Genomic DNA, 18,614 nt, shown 5'->3' with positions numbered 1-18,614 from the left:
GCGAAGCATGAGCAACACAAGCGCAGCACTCGATGTCATTACCTACGGCGAAGCGATGGCCATGTTCGTGGCCGCCGAAACCGGCGCGCTGGCCAGCGTCGGGCAATTTACCAAGCGCGTCGCGGGCGCCGATCTGAATGTGGCGATCGGCCTGTCGCGACTGGGTTTCAAGGTGGGCTGGATGAGCCGGGTCGGCAACGATTCGTTCGGCCAGTACGTGCGCGACACGCTGACGAAAGAAGGCATCGACCAGCGCTGCGTCACCACCGACGAGCGCTACCCGACCGGTTTCCAGTTGAAGTCGAAGAACGACGACGGCAGCGATCCGGCGGTCGAGTATTTCCGCAAAGGGTCGGCGGCGAGTCACCTGTCATTGGCCGACTACGCGGCCGATTATGTGCTGTCGGCGCGTCACCTGCACCTGACGGGCGTGGCGCCGGCCATTTCGGCGAGTTCGTGCGAACTGGCTTTCCATCTGGCGCGAGAAATGCGTGCAGCAGGCAAGACGATCTCGTTCGACCCGAATCTGCGTCCGACGCTGTGGCCCTCGCGCGCCGCGATGGTCGAAGGGTTGAATGCGCTTGCCGCGCTGGCCGACTGGGTATTGCCCGGCATCGGCGAAGGAGAAATCCTGACCGGCTATACGCAAGCGGAAGACATTGCAAAGTTTTATCTCGATCAGGGCGCGCGTGGCGTGATCATCAAGCTCGGCGCCGAGGGCGCGTACTTTCGCACCGCCGACGATGCCGCCGTGATCGCCGGCCAGCCGGTCGCCAAGGTCGTGGACACGGTGGGCGCGGGCGATGGTTTCGCGGTCGGCGTGGTCAGCGCGCTGCTTGAAGGCAAGGCGCTGCCGCAAGCGGTCGCGCGCGGCAACCGGATCGGCGCGCTGGCGATCCAGGTGATCGGCGATTCGGAGGGCCTGCCGAGCCGCGCCGAACTGGACGCGCTCGAACTGGCCGACGCGCCCAGCGTCGCCAGTGCGGCGTGAGCGCGGGGGAGCCGGGAGCGTGTCGCATCTGGCGCATCCCGCGCTATCCGGTGTTAGCTGGCTCGATAACAGCAAGAGCGCTTAAGAGCGCCCATGACCGTCCGTCATTGCTTCGGGAAGCCGTAAGCAACTAACTTGCATGGGACCGGAGTAAGCGCTAAAGCGCTAACTCTGGTCGACCGCAACTGCATGGGACCAGAGTAAGCGCTAAAGCGCTAACTCTGGTCGACAAAGGAGACTTCCATGACCTCATCATCGCTTGCGATTCGCCGTTGGTGGACGATCATGCCGATCGTATTCATCACGTACAGCCTGGCCTACCTCGACCGCGCGAACTTTGGTTTCGCGTCGGCCGCCGGCATCAACCAGGATCTCGGCATTAGCAAAGGACTCTCGTCGCTGATCGGCGCGTTGTTCTTTCTCGGTTATTTCTTCTTTCAGATTCCCGGCGCGATTTACGCGGAACGCCGCAGCGTCAAAAAGCTCGTGTTCTGGAGTCTGGTCCTGTGGGGCGGATGCGCGGCATTGACCGGCATGGTCAGCAATATCCCCTCGCTGATGGTGATCCGCTTCGTGCTCGGCGTGGTCGAAGCCGCGGTGATGCCGGCAATGCTGATTTTCATCAGCAACTGGTTCACGAAGAGCGAGCGCTCGCGGGCCAACACCTTCCTGATTCTCGGCAATCCGGTGACAGTGCTGTGGATGTCGGTGGTATCGGGCTATCTGGTGCACTCGTTCGGCTGGCGCCATATGTTCATCGCCGAAGGCGCACCCGCGATTATCTGGGCGGTGTGCTGGTGGTTCATCGTGCAGGACAAGCCGCAGCAGGTCTCGTGGCTCACGCAGCAGCAAAAGGACGACCTCGCCGAAACCTTGCGCGCCGAACAGGCCGCCATCAAACCGGTGCGCAATTACAGCGAAGCGTTTCGCACGCCCGCGGTCATCAAGCTGTGCGCACAGTATTTTTGCTGGAGCATCGGCGTCTACGGTTTCGTGCTGTGGCTGCCGTCGATCCTGAAGAACGGTTCGACGCTCGGCATGGTCGAAACCGGCTGGCTCTCGGCGCTGCCGTATCTGGCGGCCACGATCGCGATGCTTGCGGCTTCGTGGGCATCGGATAAACTCAACCGCCGCAAAGTGTTCGTGTGGCCGTTCCTGCTGGTCGGCGCGATTGCGTTCGCCGCGTCGTATGCGCTCGGCTCCGCGCACTTCTGGATTTCGTATGCGCTGCTGGTGATCGCCGGCGCGGCGATGTATGCGCCGTACGGGCCGTTCTTCGCGATCGTGCCGGAGTTGCTGCCGAAGAACGTTGCGGGCGGCGCGATGGCGCTGATCAATAGCATGGGTGCGCTCGGTTCGTTCGTCGGCTCGTACGTGGTCGGCTATCTGAACGGCGCGACCGGTTCGCCCGCGGCGTCGTATGCGTTCATGAGCGTGGCCTTGATTGCCGCGGTGATTCTGACCTTGATCGTCAAGCCGCAGCCGCAGGCGCAGCCGCTGAATCAGACCGGCAAGCTCGCTACACCGTTGCAAGGAAAATAGGCAGATGAAGAAGATCGTCGCATGGAAGTCGTTGCCCGAGGATGTGCTCGCGTATCTGCAGCAGCATGCGCAGGTCGTGCAGGTCGACCCTGCGCAGCACGACACGTTTGTCGCCGCGTTGAAGGATGCCGACGGCGGCATCGGCTCGAGCGTGAAAATCACGCCAGCGATGCTCGAAGGCGCGAGCCGGTTAAAGGCGTTGTCGACCATCTCGGTGGGCTATGACCAGTTCGATGTGGCCGACCTCACGCGCCGCGGCATCGTGCTTGCGCATACGCCGGACGTGTTGACCGAATCGACCGCCGATACGGTGTTCTCGCTGATCCTCGCATCGGCGCGGCGCGTGGTCGAACTGGCGGAGTGGGTGAAGGCGGGGCAGTGGAAGCACAGCATCGGCCCCGCCCATTTTGGCGTCGATGTGCAGGGCAAGACACTCGGTATCGTCGGGCTCGGACGGATCGGCGGCGCGGTCGCGCGGCGTGCGGCGCTCGGCTTCAACATGAAGGTGCTGTACACGAACCGCAGCGCGAATGCGCAGGCGGAACAGGCGTACGGCGCACGCCGTGTCGAGTTGGCGGAGTTGCTTGCGACCTCCGATTTCGTTTGCCTGCAGGTGCCGCTCACGCCCGAGACGAAGCACATGATCGGCGCCGCCGAACTGAAGTCGATGAAGAAGAGTGCGATCCTGATCAACGCTTCGCGCGGCGCCACGGTCGATGAACAGGCGTTGATCGAAGCCCTGCAAAACGGCACGATTCACGGCGCGGGTCTGGACGTGTTCGAGACCGAGCCGTTGCCGGCCGATTCGCCGCTGCTGAAAATGGCGAACGTGGTCGCGCTGCCGCATATCGGTTCGGCGACGCACGAGACCCGTCATGCGATGGCGCGTAATGCGGCGGAAAACCTCGTCGCGGCGCTCGCGGGTACGCTCGCGACCAACATCGTCAACCGCGACGTATTGAAGTCATGAGTACGACGCCCGTTGCCGCCACGCGCCGCGCGACGATTACCGACGTCGCGCGTGAAGCCGGCACCGGCAAGACCAGCATCTCGCGCTACCTGAATGGCGAGATGAGCGTGTTGTCGCCGGAATTGCGCGCGCGCATCGAGGCGGCCATCGAACGTCTCGACTATCAGCCGAACCAGATGGCGCGCGGCCTCAAGCGAGGCCGTAACCGTCTGATCGGCATGCTGCTCGCGGATCTGACCAACCCGTACAGCGTCGAAGTGCTGCAAGGCGTGGAAGCCGCTTGCCAGGCGCTCGGGCTGATGCCGCTGATCTGCCACGCCGCCAACGAAGTCGAAATGGAGCGGCGCTATCTGCAACTGCTCACCACGTATCGTGTGGAAGGCGTGATTGTCAACGCGCTCGGCGTGCGCGAGGAAACCCTGCGGCCGGTGGGCGGTGGGGGAATTCCGGCGGTGCTGGTCGACCGTTCGGTGGAAGGGCTCGTCGCCGATATGGTCGGGCTGGACAACCGGGCGGCCGCGGAGCTCGGTACGCGGCACCTGCTCGAGCATGGTTTCGACGATATCTGGTTTGTCGTGCAGCCCTTCGAGCAGGTCAGTTCGCGGCAACTGCGTGAGGCGGCCTTTCGCGAGGTGATGCACGGTGTGGCTGGCAAGGACGAAGGCGGCAAGGGCGGCGCGCGTGGGCATACGCTGGTGCTGAATCTTGCCGACCCGGAAGCCGTCGAGCATGCCCTCGCCGAACTGGACCGCGCAATCGATGCGGCTGGCAGATCCGACGGGGCCGTGGCCAACGCTATCGATAACGCCATAGTTAACGTCTTAAGCGGCAGCGTCGGCAAACCCGCCCGCATCGCGTTGTTCGCGGCCAACGCGCCGGTCGCGCTGTGCCTCGCCCTCCATCTGAAAGCGCGCTATGGCGCGGATTGGCAGGCGCGCGTCGCGCTGCTGTCGATCGACGATCCCGAATGGGCCGAATTGACCGGCATCACCACGATCCGCCAGCCGACCTACGAGATCGGCTATCGCGCCGTCGAGTTCCTCCATGAGCGCATCGAAGGGGTTCAAACCACCGCGCGCGACTGTCTTCTGCCGGGCGAATTGATCGTGCGTGCGTCGACTTCGCGCTGATCTGCGATCATTCGGGCTGCGGCGCGCAGCGGGTGCGGGCCGGTCATCGCAAGGAAACTCATGGTTGTTGCACCGCTTACCCTCTCGAGCCTCACCGTTGCGACCCTGTTCGTCGCCGCTTTACCGTTCCTGATCTACCGCCGTTTGCGTCGGCCGCTCGCGCTGAAACCCCGGGACGCGATCACCGGCATCGCCATCTTCGCGCTGTTCGCGATGGTGATCGAGCGCGCGCTGAACGACTACGTGCTCCATCGGAACGAAGCGACCGCCACCTTTCTGTCCAATCCGCTGGCCTTCGTGGTGTATGGCGCGCTGGTGGCGGGCGTGTGCGAAGAAGTGGGGCGTTTCATCGGGATGCGTCTGTTGCTCAAGCGCGCCGCGGCGAGGTCCGCGTCTGCCGCAAACACGGGTGACGGCACCGCGCTGACCTATGGCCTCGGCCACGGTGGCGCGGAGGCCTGGCTGGTCGGCGTGCTGGTGCAGATTCAGTGGATCCTGTTCGCTATTTTCGAAAATCGCGGCGAACTGGACGGTTATCTGAGCAATCTGCCGACCGACTCGGTGATGCGCATCCACCTGATCCTCGCCAGCCTGACGCCGCAGACGGCGGGCATTTTCGCGCTCGAACGAGTGGCTGCGCTGGTGTTCCAGATCGGTTTGTCGGTACTGATGTGGCGCGGCCTGCGGGCGGGCTGGCGTGGCATCCTGCCGCTCGCGATTCTGCTGCATGCGTTGGTCGACGTGCCGGCTGCATTGTTCCAGGCGCAACTCGTGCCGCTCGCCGCCGTGGACGGGGTGTACGCGCTGGGGGCGCTGATTGTCGCGGGCTGGCTGTTCAGAGCGTTCCGCCGCCCGGCGGCCGCCGTGTGAGGCAGCTTGCGTGAGGCGGCTCGCGTGAGGAAGCCGTTTCACACTCCCTTCGCGATTCATTAACTTCCGGCGTACCCTTGCGGTACGCCGTTCAGGCTCATCCTTTCGGCACATCTCATGGAAGAAGCTTACCAATACGACTGCGCGAATCCCGAGTTCGAGGAATTGGCGCGCGTCATCAGCGATCTGTTTCCGGAGCAGACACAGTTCATCCAGCGTGCGGGCGAAGACGGCACGCCGACCCTGGCGATTCACTGGGTTGCCATGCGTTTCGGCGCAACTGCGCGCCGCATCGTGATGACCGTGGTGATTGCACCGACGGCGCTGGCGCGTTATCGCGCGTTGCCGGCACGGCTGCGTGGCCGGAGTTTCGCCGTGTTGCGGGCGTATGTCGAAGCGAGCCTCGGCTCGCTCGAAGAACAGTATGCGAACGGCGAAGCGGTGGCGCGCGATGTGACGGTGGATCTCGGCGACGAGTTTGCCTGAAATGGTCGACTCAAGTCGCTCGGATCATGCGCCGGCGGGCGGCCCCGAGTGCGCGAGGCTTGCCGCGCTCAGTTTGCCGCAAACTCAATCGGCGAGCCGATAGACCTTCGCGAAGCGTGCGGCCTGCACCACACCGTAATCACCCGGCGCGTATTGCATGATCCAGTCTCCGGCGGCGCCGTGCAGCACATCGCCCCCGCTTGCCGAACGGGCTAGCGAAAACGCTTCGTTCATCTGTTTAGCCAGCACGACGGCCGGCCGGTTGCGGTATGCGCCTGGTTCGCCGTGGGCGAGGGCGGCGTCTTGCGGCAGGTACTTGGCATCGAAGCGGTCGCGCGAGACGACCCAGCGCTCGCCGGTCGAGCCGGTAATCAGCGCGTCGCCCGGAGCGTATCGGTTCGGACCTTCGAGGCTCATCAGTTCGCCTGCGGCAGCGGCGAACTCGACGCTCACGGTTTCGTTCTTGACGACGCGCTGGGCGTCGGCATCGTTATTCAGATCGAGATTTTTGAGTTCGGTCATCAAGCGAATGAGTGTAGAGAGATTGACAGCCGCGCCGGGTCTTTGCGTCTCGACGCCACTTACTCGCAATCATGCCAGATGCGTTTGAAGATCGGCTTCTTTTGCCGAGGCGAGCGGCCGGGCTGTTCTCGAAGGCGAAAGAACTGAGCGCACGGCGCGCAAACACGCGCCGTGCGCACCCAGCCTCGCCTGCGGTGAAGCTGCTCAGCGACGTTGCTCAGTGACGTTGCTCACTGAGGTCGCTTAGTTACGTTGCTCAGTGACGTCACTCAATGAAGCGCTGAGGGCTTCACACGCCTCACTCAGCCGCCGCCGGCGCCTTTTTGGCACCCTTGCCATGGTGACGGCCGCCGCTTTCAGGGCCACCCTGGTGGAACGTCGCGTCGGCCAGCTTCTTCTGTTCCGGCGAGAAGCTGTTGTACAGCGGATCGAACGCGTCGACCAGTTTCTTCATGCCGTCAGCATGGGCTTGGGCGATCGTCGCATATTGCTTCATGTCGTCGAGCGCGGACAGGTTCGTGGCGGCCTTGCGCTGCTGGAACAACTGCCCCATCGTCTGGCCGTTGTTGCGCATCACGTCGGCGAAAGCGTTCCACTGCGTTTCCTGCTCCGGCGTGATCTTCAGCTTCGTGTGCAGGAACGTGATGCGGTCTTCGACATTGCGCTCGTGGCCGGCTTTTGCGGCGGGTGCCGAGGCGCTGGCCGGCGCCGAAGCCGGCGCGGAAGTTTGTGCGAATGCGCCGCTCATGGCGACTGCGGTGGCCAGCATTACGAGTGCTTTTTTCATCGAAACTCCTGATGTCTGTTCGAATTGGGACCAGGCGAGCATGGCGAGCGGCCTAACGTGCATCGGCATGGCGACGCAAGGCGACCGGCTGCCCACTTCGCCGTCGCCGCTATTAGTATCACGATATCCCTACACTGCGGTTGCAGTGCGACAAACGCTTACAACCGAAACGAACAGGAAATAGCGGGTGGACAAATTCGTCAGCATGGAAATCTTCGTCGCGGTGGTCGAAGCGGGCAGTCTTACAGCAGCGGCCGAACGATTTAACATTTCGTCGGCAATGGTGGGCAAGCACATCCGCTCGCTTGAAACGCGGCTTGCGACGCGGCTGCTGACGCGCACCACGCGCCGTCAGAGTCTGACGGAAATCGGCCGGCACTATTACGAGCAGTGCCGGCGCATTCTGGCGGACGTCAAGCAGGCGGAGTCCGCGGCCGAGGCAATGGCAGCCGCGCCGCGCGGGGTGCTGAAGGTGACGGTGCCGTTGACCTACGGCGTGGAAGTCTTCGCTCCGGCGATGACCGACTACCTGAGCGCTTGGCCAGACGTGAGCCTTGAACTGGATTTGTCGAATCGCGTGATCGATCTGGTGGAGGAGGGCTTCGACGCGTCGGTGCGAATCGGTCATTTGCCGGATTCCAGTTTCGTCGCGCGGCCGTTGAAGCCTTACCGGATGCGCGCCTGCGCTTCACCGGCCTATCTGGCGCGAGCCGGCATACCGCGCACGCCGGCCGACCTGACGCGGCACGAATGTCTGGGCTTTCTGCATTGGGGCCGCGAGGGCCTGTGGCGGCTAGGCGGCGAGAGTGCGGACGAAAACCAGTTGCGGGCCGGACGGTTCCGGGCCAACAACGGTCAGGCGCTCAAAGTGGCCGCCTTGCGCGGCTTCGGGCTGGTGTTGCAGCCGGAGGCGCTGCTCGCGAGAGAGATCGCCAGCGGCGAACTGGTGTCGGTGCTGGAAGACTATTTGCCCGAGGGCGCGCCCGTTCATCTGGTCTATCCGCGTGATCGCCGTGCCACGCCGAAGCTCACCAGCTTCATCGACTTCGTGATCGAGCGATTCGGCGTGTGATCCTTCCGGGTTCTTCTGCCGGCCACCCGATGCCCGATGCCCACAATACGCGCGATAATCCGCTCCACGCCTGACCAACTTTAGCCTCCGATGAGACCTCCGCGCCTCGACCAACTCGACGAACTCGACCGCAGCCTCGTGGCGGCGCTGCAAGCCAACGCCCGTGAAAGCGTCGCCAATCTCGCGCGCCAGCTGGATGTGGCGCGTACCACCGTGATCGCCCGCATCGCTCGGCTCGAACGCAGCAATGTGATCGGCGGCTATAGCGTGCGGCTCGGCCAGGATGTGCTCGACTCGAGCATTCAGGCCTACGTCGGCATCATCATCGCGCCGAAGTACGGACCTGCCGTGCAGAAGCGTCTCGGCAAGATGCCCGAGGTGCAATTGCTCTGCGCGGTGAGCGGCGAGTTCGATTATGTCGCGTGGCTGCGCGCCGATTCGCCCGACCGCCTCAACGATCTGCTCGATGAGATCGGTGGCCTGGAAGGCGTGGAGCGGACTACTACGTCGATCATTCTGGCGCGCAAGATTGACCGCGGCATGGTGTGATCCGCTGCCCGATTTTTACGCCGTTTTGACATGTTTTCGACATATCGACTAATTGTCTCGTCATAACGTCGAAAATCATGGTCATAGCGCAGCATTTTGCGCGTATGAACTGTTTTTGCTTCTCCCTAAACTGTGTCTCGAGGGTTCAGCCCGCCGGGCGCCGCGCCTAAGCGCAGCGCACTTCCCAAGCTGGAGACAGCAGACAGAGAATAAGGAGAAGCGCATGAAAGTAGCCATTGTTGGCGCAGGTTTGATCGGTCACACCATCGCCCATATGTTGCGCGAAACTGGCGACTACGACGTTGTCGCGTTCGACCGCGATCAACATGCGCTCGATAAGCTCGCCGCCCAGGGTATTCCGACCCGCCGCGTCGATTCCGCCGACGCCGCCGCCCTGCGTGCCGCCATTCAAGGCTTCGATACGCTCATCAACGCGCTGCCGTATTACCTCGCGGTGAACGTGGCTTCGGCCGCCAGGGGCGCGGGTGTCCATTACTTCGATCTGACCGAAGACGTGCGCGCCACTCACGCGATCCGTGAGATCGCCGACTCCGCCGATCACGCGTTCATGCCGCAGTGCGGTCTGGCGCCGGGTTTCATCGGCATCGCCGCGCATGAACTGGCGAACCGCTTCAGCGAAATCCGCGACGTCAAGATGCGCGTCGGCGCGCTGCCGGAGTTCCCGACCAATGCGCTGAAGTACAACCTGACGTGGAGCGTCGACGGCCTGATCAACGAGTACTGCCAGCCCTGCGAGGCGATCCGCGACAGCCGCACGCAGTGGGTGCAGCCGCTCGAAGGCCTCGAACATTTCTCGCTCGACGGCACCGAATACGAAGCCTTCAATACCTCGGGCGGTCTGGGCACGCTATGCGAAACGCTGGCGGGCCGGGTCGAGTCGCTCGACTACAAGTCGGTGCGCTATCCGGGCCACCGCAACCTGATGCAGTTCCTGCTGGAAGACCTGCGTCTGGCGAGCGACCGCGATACGCTCAAGACCATCATGCGCCGTTCGGTGCCTGCGACCGCGCAAGACGTCGTGCTGGTGTTCATCACCGTGAGCGGCATGCGCGATGGTCAACTGGTGCAGGAAGTCTTCACCCGCAAGATTTTCGCGAAGACGGTGTGCGGTGTGCCGATGAGCGCGATCCAGATCACTACGGCCGGCGCGATGTGCGCGGTGCTCGATCTGTTCCGTGAGAAGAAGCTGCCGCAAAGCGGCTTCGTGCGTCAGGAACAGGTATCGCTGCGAGACTTCCTCGCGAACCGCTTTGGCCAGTTGTACGAAGGGCAGTCGTTGGATGCGATGGCAACGGTGTAAGTCGCAATCACCGCACTGAGATTTCAGATAAAGGCTCAATACCGGGGGCCGTGCGACACCGCGGCAGTGACTGCCGCGAGCAACGCGAGTAGCACACCAACGCAAGCAACGAAAAACGCCTCATAGAAGGCCATGTTATGAACGCCAACGCCCCGCATTGCGGGGCGTTGTGCGTTTGAAACGACGGTATTAACCGGGCGGCTGCACCGGCCGCTACACAGGTAACGGTGGCATCCCCGACGACGCATGCGGCTCGCCCACCAGCTGTGCGAGCAATGCTTCGTAATCCGCGCGGGTGGGCGCGGTGTTATCGAACATCAACAGGTCGTCGCAAATCTCGCCGCTCGGCACGAAGCAGCGCTGCCGATATTCGTCCCAATGCGCGAGTTTGTAGGCATCGTTCGGATTGCCGCGCTCGACGATACGCTGATGGGCAGTCTCTTCCGATGTGGTGATCCACACCACCCGCAGTGTGACGTCCGTGCCGATGCCGAGCCAGGCGCGATCGAACAGGCGCCGCTCGCGCACTTCGCGCGACAGCGGCCCGACCACCAGCGCGCTGACACCGATCTCGAGATTGTCGCGGGCGGTGTCGAGCAGGCCGCGATACTCGGGCTCGCGCAGGTGCTGGAGGAAAAGCGGGCTGTCGCGGTCGTTCGGGTCGCCGGTCAGCATGCTCATGGCGGCTGCGCTGTAGCCGCCGAACAACGTATCTTTGTCGAGCAGGCAGAAGGGCGACGAACTTGCCTGCATGAGTGGGCCGATCAGTTTCTTCGCCAGCGTGGTTTTGCCGGTGCCTGCGTGACCGCAGAAGAAAACCAGATGCGTCACGAAGACCTGTCCTCGGGCGCGGCGGGCGGGGTGCCGGCGACTTGCGGATCACGCGCGAATTTGCCGCTGGCTTCCAGCCACATCACATTGATGATGCCGAAGCCCAACGCCACGCCAATGCCGAGAATCCAGGTGAAATACCACATTGCAGTCTCCTTGATCGCAGGTCCGACGTGGCGGACGATGAAGCGTTACGCATAGCCGGTACAGAGAAGCAAACTTGAGGGCAAACAAAGGTAACACGCGGCGGATCCGAGGGTAAATCCGCAGCGCGCGGCGCCCACAGCGCCGCGCTTTGCAGCGATCATGAAGAAGAACGCGGTCTGGTGCAAGAGGGGCAAGGCGTTTTGCGCTTCGGCGCCTCAGCCAGGATCTGTGGCCAGGCGCTGCAGCCAGCAAGGCGCAATGCGCCTGTAACAGGAACAGCATCACGCGCAAACGACCAATAACACGATCAGCGACCCGGGAGACCCAGCATGCCGATGCGCCAGCACTTCCACTGCAAAGCCGCGCTGCTCGCGCTGGCTGTCGCGTCGCTCGCCGGTTGCGCGTCGACTCCGGCCGAACCCGTGGCGTTCAAGGAGGTGCCGCAAACGCGCATCGTCCAGCCCGGTTACACGCAGCCCGGAACCGGGCTGGTCGCCGTGGACGTGCGGCGCGAACGTTCCCGCGACGTGATTGTCCGGTTCCGCGATGCCCTTGTGTATATCGACGGCGAACAGGTCACCGATCTGATGAACGGTGAACACGTGGTCTTCTATCTGAGTCCGGGCGTGCATCGCATCGGCGTCTCCACCCAATTCGATCCGGTCGTGGAGATGCGCTTTACGGTCACTGCGGATACGCGTTACACGAACCACGCGTCGGTCAGCTTCGGCGACGATCACCGCATCGTTTTGCGCAGGGTTGCCCGGTAGCATGGCGCAGGGCCGTGGCGGCGCCGGCCGGCACCCGGCCGCGCCACGTCGGCCGGCGCCTGCCCCCGCTGCTCCGCGGGTTTAACAATTGCCTACATGATGTTCACGCAGAGCCCTTAACATGGCGGCTGTCGTGTATTCGTTCACGCGGATTGGCCACCGCGCCTGGCTACGGCGCCAGGCCGGCCGGTCTGCTCCGTTTTCAAGGTAATCCAACATGCTGATCAATTGCGCCGCCTATCAGGACGGCAGGAAGCTGGGCGACATCGATATCGAGAGCATCAGCGACTACGTGGCGCGGCCCGAGTGCTTTGTTTGGGTCGCACTGAAAGACCCGGAGCCGGAAGAACTGGCTGTGATGCAGCACGAGTTCGGCCTGCACGAACTCGCAATCGAGGACGTGCGAAACGGCCATCAACGTCCGAAAATCGAGGAGTACGACGAGTCGCTGTTCGCCGTCATGCATACCGTGGAAATGGATGAGGCGGGCGAACTGCTGATCGGCGAGGTCGACGTGTTCGTGGGGCACAACTATGTGCTGTCGGTGCGCCGCGGCACGCGCGCCGGGTTCCAGAACGTTCGCGCCCGTTGCGAGCGCGAGCCGCAACTGCTCAAGGAGGGTTCGGCGTTCGTGTTGTACGCACTGGCCGACGACATCGTCGATCGTTATTTTCCGATCGTGGAGGCCATGAACACGGAAATCGAAGCACTCGAAGACCGCATCTTCGAACGCAATAATTCGGCGGCCTCGCGGGCGATCATCGAGGACCTGTACTCGTTGAAACGCCGTCTCGTCATCTTGCAGCACCATATTGCCCCGTTGCAGGAAGGGATCGGCAAGCTGACCGGCGGCCGCATTCCGAGTGTCTGCGAGGGCATGCAGGCCTATTTCCGCGACGTCTACGATCATCTCCAGCGGATCGTCAAAACCATCGACGGCCGGCGCGAAATGGTCGTGACCGCGGTGCAGGTCAACCTGGGGATGATCTCGCTTGCCGAGAGCGAAGTGACCAAGCGGCTCGGCTCGTTCGCCGCGCTGTTCGCGGTGCCGACCATGATCGCCGGCATCTACGGGATGAACTTCGAGAGCATCCCCGGGCTGCACAGCAAGTACGGCTATCCGATCTGCCTCCTCGTGATGCTGGCGGTGGATGTGGTCCTGTACTGGCGTTTTCGCAAGGCCGACTGGCTTTGACAGGCGGTTGACCGGTCGTCCCGCGAGCGTTCTCGCGGGGTTCCCGCTTGCATGGTGCGCAATAAAAGTCCAGCATAGACGGCCCGCCGTCTGTGGAGTTTGCAGCCGGCGGCAAATTTGCCACGCACGGATCAAACGAGGAACCCTTGCCGACCTGCAGCCTGATGGTGGACTTAAGCGCCGCGCCGGATCGAATCCGGCGGGCGCGCCTGATCCGCGCGCGTTTCGCGTGCCGGCGCCTCGCACCACCACGAATCGTTGACAGTCCGAACCGGGCGCGCTGAGAATAGGCCTCGCAAACGTTTGCGCGAGACTAAAAAAAACACGGCTCGATCGCGAGCCTCAAGAAGGTTTTCTGGAGATAGGCATGAGCCATCGCATTCGCCGCCGCTTATTGGCGGCCGCTGTTCTCGTCACCGCCACCGCCGCTTTACCGTTTTCTTCTGCCAATGCGCAAAGCGCGGCTGCCCATAAACCGAGGGTCGCGCTAGTGATGAAGTCTCTCGCGAACGAGTTTTTCCTGACCATGGAAAACGGCGCGAAGGACTATCAGAAGCACAACGCCTCCCAATTCGATCTGATCACCAACGGCATCAAGGACGAGACCGACACCGCGAACCAGATCAGGATCGTCGAGCAGATGATCGTCTCGAAAGTCGACGCGATCGTGCTGGCTCCGGCCGATTCGAAGGCGCTGGTGCCGGTGGTCAAGAAGGCCATCGACGCGGGCATCATCGTCGTGAATATCGACAACCGGCTCGACCCGGACGTGCTCAAGTCGAAGGATCTGAACGTGCCGTTTGTCGGCCCGGATAACCGCAAGGGCGCACAGAAGGTCGGCGATTACCTGGCCAAAAAGCTGAAGGCGGGCGACGAAGTGGGCATTATCGAAGGCGTGTCGACGACGACCAACGCGCAACAACGCACCGCGGGCTTCAAGGACGCGATGCAAGCGGTCGGCGCCAAGGTCGTATCGGTGCAATCGGGCGAATGGGAAATCGACAAAGGCAACGCGGTGGCCTCCGCCATGCTCAATGAGTATCCGAATCTGAAGGCGCTCCTCGCCGGCAACGACAATATGGCGATCGGCGCGGTCTCGGCCGTCCGCGCGGCGGGCCGGCAGGGCAAGGTGCTCGTGGTCGGTTACGACAACATCAATGCGATCAGGCCGATGCTGAAGGACGGCCGCGTCCTCGCCACCGCCGACCAGTACGCGGCCAAGCAGGCCGTGTTCGGGATCGATACGGCGCTCAAGGCGATCAGCGAGCACAAGAAGCAGTCGCAGTTGTCCGGTGTGGTGGAAACGCCATGTGATCTGGTGACCCGGTAATAAGCATCGAGCATCGCATACCGGAAAGTACCGCCAGCAAAGGACCACTACGTACCACTACGAAGCCGGAACGACTGGATCGGGCATCGCGAGTAGCACTGCAGCAAATCGGGTGCCGCGGGTTGTTCGCCCGCCCGCCGTAGCATATTGAATGCGTGGCTTGAATGCGTGGCAAAAACGTGCGAATCCGCGCCAATTCAATAAACGCTCAAGAAACCGGGCGGCCCGCCGTTAATTCAGAGGTAAGCGTCACGAAGGTAATTGCACGGCGAATAGGCATTAGCGCTCACGGGCAGGAGCGGCGCCGGCAAGAGTACGCTATCCAAAATAATCGGTGGCCTTGGGGGTCCTGGAGCGTGAAGGGCGCGCTTATTGTGGTGTCGAGCGACCTGCGCGGGCTGATGCCGATCTGCGACCGGATCGGCGCGAGTTGTCCGCGGGAAGCATGACGGGTGGGTGCGGGCGCGACAAATGGTCGCAGGACGCGTTGCTGGCCGCCGCTTTTGCCGGCCGCCGCAGGCGCGCAGCGTTGCTGCATACCGTCGACACCCATGAAGCAGGGAGTCTGGCATGACCGATCGACCGGCAAGCGAGGCCGCGGGCGGCATCTCGGGCACACCTGGCGCGCGTCGATGAAGACGTCCGGTGGGTCGCCAGATGGCGCGGCCGGCGGGAACAACAGGCAGGAGAGCAACAGGTTATGGCGACGATCAAGGATGTAGCGGCCGTGGCAGGCGTGTCGTTCACTACGGTATCCCACGTGGTGAACAACTCACGGCCGGTGTCGGCCGATGTGCGCGCGAAGGTCGAACACGCGATCCGTCAGCTTCACTATGTGCCGTCGGCGGTGGCCCGCTCACTCAAGGCGCGGGCGACGGCGACGATCGGTCTGGTGGTGCCGAACAGCACGAACCCGTATTTCGCGGAGATGGCGCGCGGTATCGAGGACGGTTGCGCGCGCAACGGCTATTGCCTGTTCTTCTGCAATTCCGACGACGATCCGGCCAAGCAGCGAAACTATCTGCGCGTGCTGCAGGAAAAGCGTATCGACGGCCTGATCGTTGCCTCCGCGGGCGACGACGCGGTGCTGGCGCAGACGCTCGCCGACGCCCGGGAGCCGCTGGTGGTGGTCGATCGCAACATCGAAGGCGTGAACGCGGATCTGGTGCAGATCGACCACGAGAAGGGCGGCTACCTCGCGACGCGTCATCTGCTCGAACTGGGGCATGTGCGAATCGGCTGCATTACCGGACCCGTGAAGACGGCGGTGAGCGCCATGCGTTTGCACGGCTTTATCCGCGCCATGACGGAGCGCGGCATCGAGATTCCAGCGGGCGCGATCGTCGAAGGCGATTTTTCGGGGATGGGCGGCCATCGCGCGGCGGGGCAACTGTTCGACACCGTGAGACCGTCGGCGATTTTTGCCGGTAACGACATGATGGGCATCGGCGCGCTGCGCGCCGCGGCGGAGCGCAACATCAGCGTGCCGCGCGATTGCTCGATCATTGGTTTCGACGATATCGAGCTGGGACGATTCACCTATCCGTCGCTTTCAACGGTGGGGCAGTCGGTTCGCGCGCTCGGCGATATGGCCGCGCAGACGCTGATCGAACGCATCGCCGGGACGGCGTCGGGCAATCCTCCGCGTGCGCCGGGCCGCCGGCGTGTCGTGTCGCCGCGTCTGATCGTGCGTGAGTCGACCGCGACATGGGCCGGCGTGGCGAGGCGCGATCTGGCCGCCTGATATCTGACACCGTGCGGGATGGCGTTGCCGGACGCGAGCCGACAGGCTTCGCGTCCAGTTTTTTGTGCCGCTCGAGTTCCGCTCGAGTTCCGTCTGATTCTGCTTGAACTCCGCTTGATCTGTGTGGCCGACTCGCGTCCAGGCTCCACTCGAACCCCCCCGCCTGTGCGCATCCGGCTCCCGGGCCAACTGAACCTGCTTTCCCGAACGTCAAAAAAACGCCGTGTGACCTTAGCCCGGACACGGCCTGTCAGTTGTTTGTAATTTCTTCCATTTGCTTACAACGTCTTTCTTCATACTATATAAATCCTTCAAGTATGCAGATCGAATGCCGTAAACCCAAATATTAAGAGCGCGGCTACAGAACAGCGCCATGCAGGCAGACGCGACACGCTACCCCGCGCTGCGCACGCAGCTTCTCATTTGCTAAGTACAGGAACAAGCATGTTGAACAAAGGCATCACGATCAAGGCGCGGATTGGCCTCACGATGGCTTTTCTTGCCGCGCTGCTGGTTGCCATCGGCGTTTTCGGTCTGTTCGGGATGAGTCGTTCGAACGACGCTTATCGGGACACTTTCACTAACGCCATGCCGAGCGCCGTCGATATCGGCAACGCCGAGCTGTATGCGGCACGCGAGCGGCTGGCGCTCGACCGGGCGGCGTTCATGATGGGCACGCCGGAGGTGGCGCAGACGATCGAGCGGGCGCGTACGATGCGCGCGACGTCCGACACGTGGTGGAAAAAATACATGGACTTGCCGCGCGACGCTGAAGAAGACCGTCTCGCGCAGGACGTGGTCGCAAGGCGCGAGGCGCTGCATCAGCAACTGGACACGTTTGTGACGATCCTCACGGCGAACGACCAGGGCAAGTTGGTCGAGAGCGCCAAACGCATTCAGGCGTCGTACAACGAACTCGCCAGCGCCGATGACGCGCTGCGCAAGTTCCAGTTCACGCTGGCGAAGCAGGGTTACGACTCGGCGCAAGGCAATTTCGAAGTGTTCCGCATGGTGAGCATCGCAGCGCTGCTGATCGGCGTGATCGCCGCCGCGCTGTCCTACCTGACGCTGAGCCGCGCGATTGCCCGGCCGCTCGACGCAGCCCTCGGACATTTCGACGCCATCTCCGCGGGCGATCTGCGCCGCCCGGTCGTGGTCACCTCACGTGACGAAATGGGGCAGTTGCTCGAAGGCATCGCCAAAATGCAGCGTAATCTCACCGAAACGGTGCGCACGGTACGCAGTGGTAGTGAATCGATTGCGACCGCCACGCGTCAGATCGCGGCCGGCAATATCGATCTGTCCTCACGTACGGAAGAGCAGGCCTCGGCGCTGCAGGAAACCGCGTCGAGCATGGAAGAGCTGACCGGCACCGTCAAGCAGAACGCCGACAACGCCCGCCAGGCGAGCTCGCTGGCGGCCAATGCGTCCGAGATCGCGAATAAGGGCAGCGCGGTGGTCGGCCAGGTGGTCGGCACGATGGGCGACATCAATCAGAGTTCGGCGAAGATCGCGGACATCATTTCGATCATCGAAGGGATTGCGTTCCAGACCAACATCCTGGCCCTGAATGCGGCCGTGGAAGCGGCGCGGGCCGGCGAAGAAGGGCGCGGATTCGCGGTGGTGGCGGGCGAGGTGCGCAGCCTTGCACAGCGTTCCTCGGCGGCGGCCAAGGAAATCAAGGAGCTGATCGATACCTCGGTGGAGCGCGTGCAGTCCGGCTCCGCGCTGGTCGACGAAGCGGGCCGCACTATGACCGAGATCATCGGTGCGGTGCAGCGTGTGACCGACATCATGGGCGAGATCGCCGCGGCTTCGGAAGAGCAAAGCAGCGGCATCGATCAGGTGGCGCGCGCGGTCACCCAGATGGACGAGGTGACGCAGCAGAATGCCGCGCTGGTCGAAGAGGCGGCTGCGGCGGCTTCTTCGCTCGAAGATCAGGCCGGCAAGCTGCGTGCCGCGGTCGCGGTGTTCCAGCTCGAAGAAGGCGGTTACAAGGCGCCCGTGAGCGCGGCGCCGAAGCGTACGGCTGCGCCGGTTCGCGCGACGGCGCCACGCAAGGTGTCACAAGCCGCGTTGCAACCGGTGTCGCACCCGTCATCACAAGCGGCTGCGCAGTCCACTGCGGCCGCACGAGCACCCACCGCACCCGCGGCAGCGGCTGCACCCATGAAGACGCCGGCCAAGGCGATGGCGAGCGCCGGCAGCGATCAGGATTGGGAAACGTTCTGATCGGCGCTGCCGCTGTGCCGCAACATTCGTTCCTGATGAAGCAGTAGACAGAACCATGCTCGAGCGGATCAAGCGCGCCGCATGACGATAAAGACCGCGATTGCGCATGCAACCGCGGTCTTTTT

18 protein-coding genes and 1 pseudogene are annotated in these 18,614 nt (G+C 63.1%); 15 read left to right on the top strand and 4 right to left on the bottom strand.

Features of this window, described 5'->3' with window-relative positions; translation table 11 throughout:
* Positions 1-7 precede the first annotated feature (7 nt).
* The 6 genes from HWX91_RS29740 to HWX91_RS29715 all read left to right on the top strand — a co-directional run bounded on the left by HWX91_RS29740 (position 8) and on the right by HWX91_RS29715 (position 5,989).
* Positions 8-991 carry a sugar kinase gene (locus tag HWX91_RS29740; protein ID WP_028196727.1) on the top strand — a complete coding sequence of 328 codons (984 nt, stop codon included), beginning with the start codon at positions 8-10 and terminating at the stop codon, positions 989-991.
* Between the two features lie 243 nt (positions 992-1,234).
* On the top strand, positions 1,235-2,533 hold the full coding sequence (locus tag HWX91_RS29735) for an MFS transporter (protein WP_028196726.1): 1,299 nt from the start codon (positions 1,235-1,237) through the stop codon (positions 2,531-2,533).
* Positions 2,534-2,537: 4 nt separating this feature from the next.
* Positions 2,538-3,503, top strand: a complete 966-nt coding sequence (locus HWX91_RS29730) for a 2-hydroxyacid dehydrogenase (RefSeq protein WP_028196725.1) — start codon at positions 2,538-2,540, stop codon at positions 3,501-3,503.
* Positions 3,500-4,633: a LacI family DNA-binding transcriptional regulator gene (locus HWX91_RS29725; protein ID WP_028196724.1), complete on the top strand. Its 1,134-nt coding sequence runs from the start codon at positions 3,500-3,502 to the stop codon at positions 4,631-4,633. The genes HWX91_RS29730 and HWX91_RS29725 overlap by 4 nt, the downstream gene beginning before the upstream one ends.
* 60 nt (positions 4,634-4,693) lie before the next feature.
* A complete protein-coding gene (locus tag HWX91_RS29720) occupies positions 4,694-5,503 on the top strand; it encodes a YhfC family intramembrane metalloprotease (protein ID WP_028196723.1) in 810 nt (269 codons plus the stop codon).
* 117 nt (positions 5,504-5,620) lie between these two features.
* Positions 5,621-5,989 carry a DUF3022 domain-containing protein gene (locus HWX91_RS29715; protein ID WP_042275001.1) on the top strand — a complete coding sequence of 123 codons (369 nt, stop codon included), beginning with the start codon at positions 5,621-5,623 and terminating at the stop codon, positions 5,987-5,989.
* Positions 5,990-6,073: 84 nt separating this feature from the next.
* Here the strand turns inward: HWX91_RS29715 and HWX91_RS29710 are convergent, their stop codons facing one another.
* Complete coding sequence (locus HWX91_RS29710) at positions 6,074-6,511, bottom strand: PGDYG domain-containing protein (protein ID WP_028196721.1); 438 nt, start codon at positions 6,509-6,511, stop codon at positions 6,074-6,076.
* A gap of 298 nt (positions 6,512-6,809) precedes the next feature.
* Complete coding sequence (locus tag HWX91_RS29705) at positions 6,810-7,298, bottom strand: Spy/CpxP family protein refolding chaperone (protein WP_028196720.1); 489 nt, start codon at positions 7,296-7,298, stop codon at positions 6,810-6,812.
* A gap of 187 nt (positions 7,299-7,485) precedes the next feature.
* Here HWX91_RS29705 and HWX91_RS29700 point away from each other — a divergent pair, with 187 nt between their 5' ends.
* The 3 genes from HWX91_RS29700 to HWX91_RS29690 all read left to right on the top strand — a co-directional run bounded on the left by HWX91_RS29700 (position 7,486) and on the right by HWX91_RS29690 (position 10,240).
* On the top strand, positions 7,486-8,370 hold the full coding sequence (locus tag HWX91_RS29700; protein WP_028196719.1) for a LysR family transcriptional regulator: 885 nt from the start codon (positions 7,486-7,488) through the stop codon (positions 8,368-8,370).
* Between the two features lie 90 nt (positions 8,371-8,460).
* Positions 8,461-8,919, top strand: a complete 459-nt coding sequence (locus HWX91_RS29695; RefSeq protein WP_028196718.1) for an Lrp/AsnC family transcriptional regulator — start codon at positions 8,461-8,463, stop codon at positions 8,917-8,919.
* Positions 8,920-9,142: 223 nt separating this feature from the next.
* On the top strand, positions 9,143-10,240 hold the full coding sequence (locus HWX91_RS29690) for a saccharopine dehydrogenase family protein (RefSeq protein ID WP_028196717.1): 1,098 nt from the start codon (positions 9,143-9,145) through the stop codon (positions 10,238-10,240).
* A 213-nt stretch (positions 10,241-10,453) separates the two neighbouring features.
* Here the strand turns inward: HWX91_RS29690 and HWX91_RS29685 are convergent, their stop codons facing one another.
* Positions 10,454-11,071 (bottom strand): P-loop nucleotide/nucleoside kinase family protein, encoded by a 618-nt coding sequence (locus tag HWX91_RS29685; protein ID WP_028196716.1) that lies wholly within the window; start codon positions 11,069-11,071, stop codon positions 10,454-10,456.
* On the bottom strand, positions 11,068-11,217 hold the full coding sequence (gene cydX / locus HWX91_RS29680; RefSeq protein ID WP_028196715.1) for a cytochrome bd-I oxidase subunit CydX: 150 nt from the start codon (positions 11,215-11,217) through the stop codon (positions 11,068-11,070). The genes HWX91_RS29685 and cydX overlap by 4 nt, the downstream gene beginning before the upstream one ends.
* A gap of 330 nt (positions 11,218-11,547) precedes the next feature.
* Between cydX and HWX91_RS29675 the strand changes: the two genes are divergently transcribed.
* The 6 genes and pseudogenes from HWX91_RS29675 to HWX91_RS29655 all read left to right on the top strand — a co-directional run bounded on the left by HWX91_RS29675 (position 11,548) and on the right by HWX91_RS29655 (position 18,489).
* Positions 11,548-11,988 carry a hypothetical protein gene (locus HWX91_RS29675; RefSeq protein WP_028196714.1) on the top strand — a complete coding sequence of 147 codons (441 nt, stop codon included), beginning with the start codon at positions 11,548-11,550 and terminating at the stop codon, positions 11,986-11,988.
* 217 nt (positions 11,989-12,205) lie between these two features.
* The gene (corA, locus tag HWX91_RS29670) at positions 12,206-13,183 is read left to right on the top strand and encodes a magnesium/cobalt transporter CorA (protein WP_028196713.1); all 978 of its coding nucleotides are present in this window, start codon (positions 12,206-12,208) and stop codon (positions 13,181-13,183) included.
* A gap of 367 nt (positions 13,184-13,550) precedes the next feature.
* Positions 13,551-14,513 carry a sugar ABC transporter substrate-binding protein gene (locus tag HWX91_RS29665; protein WP_028196712.1) on the top strand — a complete coding sequence of 321 codons (963 nt, stop codon included), beginning with the start codon at positions 13,551-13,553 and terminating at the stop codon, positions 14,511-14,513.
* Between the two features lie 340 nt (positions 14,514-14,853).
* Positions 14,854-15,087: pseudogene (locus tag HWX91_RS40930) on the top strand (sugar ABC transporter ATP-binding protein); the annotation flags it as partial.
* Between the two features lie 126 nt (positions 15,088-15,213).
* Positions 15,214-16,257, top strand: coding sequence for a LacI family DNA-binding transcriptional regulator (locus HWX91_RS29660; RefSeq protein ID WP_028196711.1), 1,044 nt, complete (start codon positions 15,214-15,216; stop codon positions 16,255-16,257).
* Positions 16,258-16,701: 444 nt separating this feature from the next.
* Entirely contained in the window at positions 16,702-18,489 is a 1,788-nt protein-coding gene (locus tag HWX91_RS29655; RefSeq protein WP_028196710.1) for a methyl-accepting chemotaxis protein, read from the top strand.
* The last annotated feature ends 125 nt before the right edge of the window (positions 18,490-18,614 follow it).

It is taken from the genome of Paraburkholderia fungorum (assembly GCF_902833645.1).
GTDB lineage: Bacteria > Pseudomonadota > Gammaproteobacteria > Burkholderiales > Burkholderiaceae > Paraburkholderia > Paraburkholderia fungorum.
This window is presented reverse-complemented; position numbering and strand designations above follow the sequence as displayed.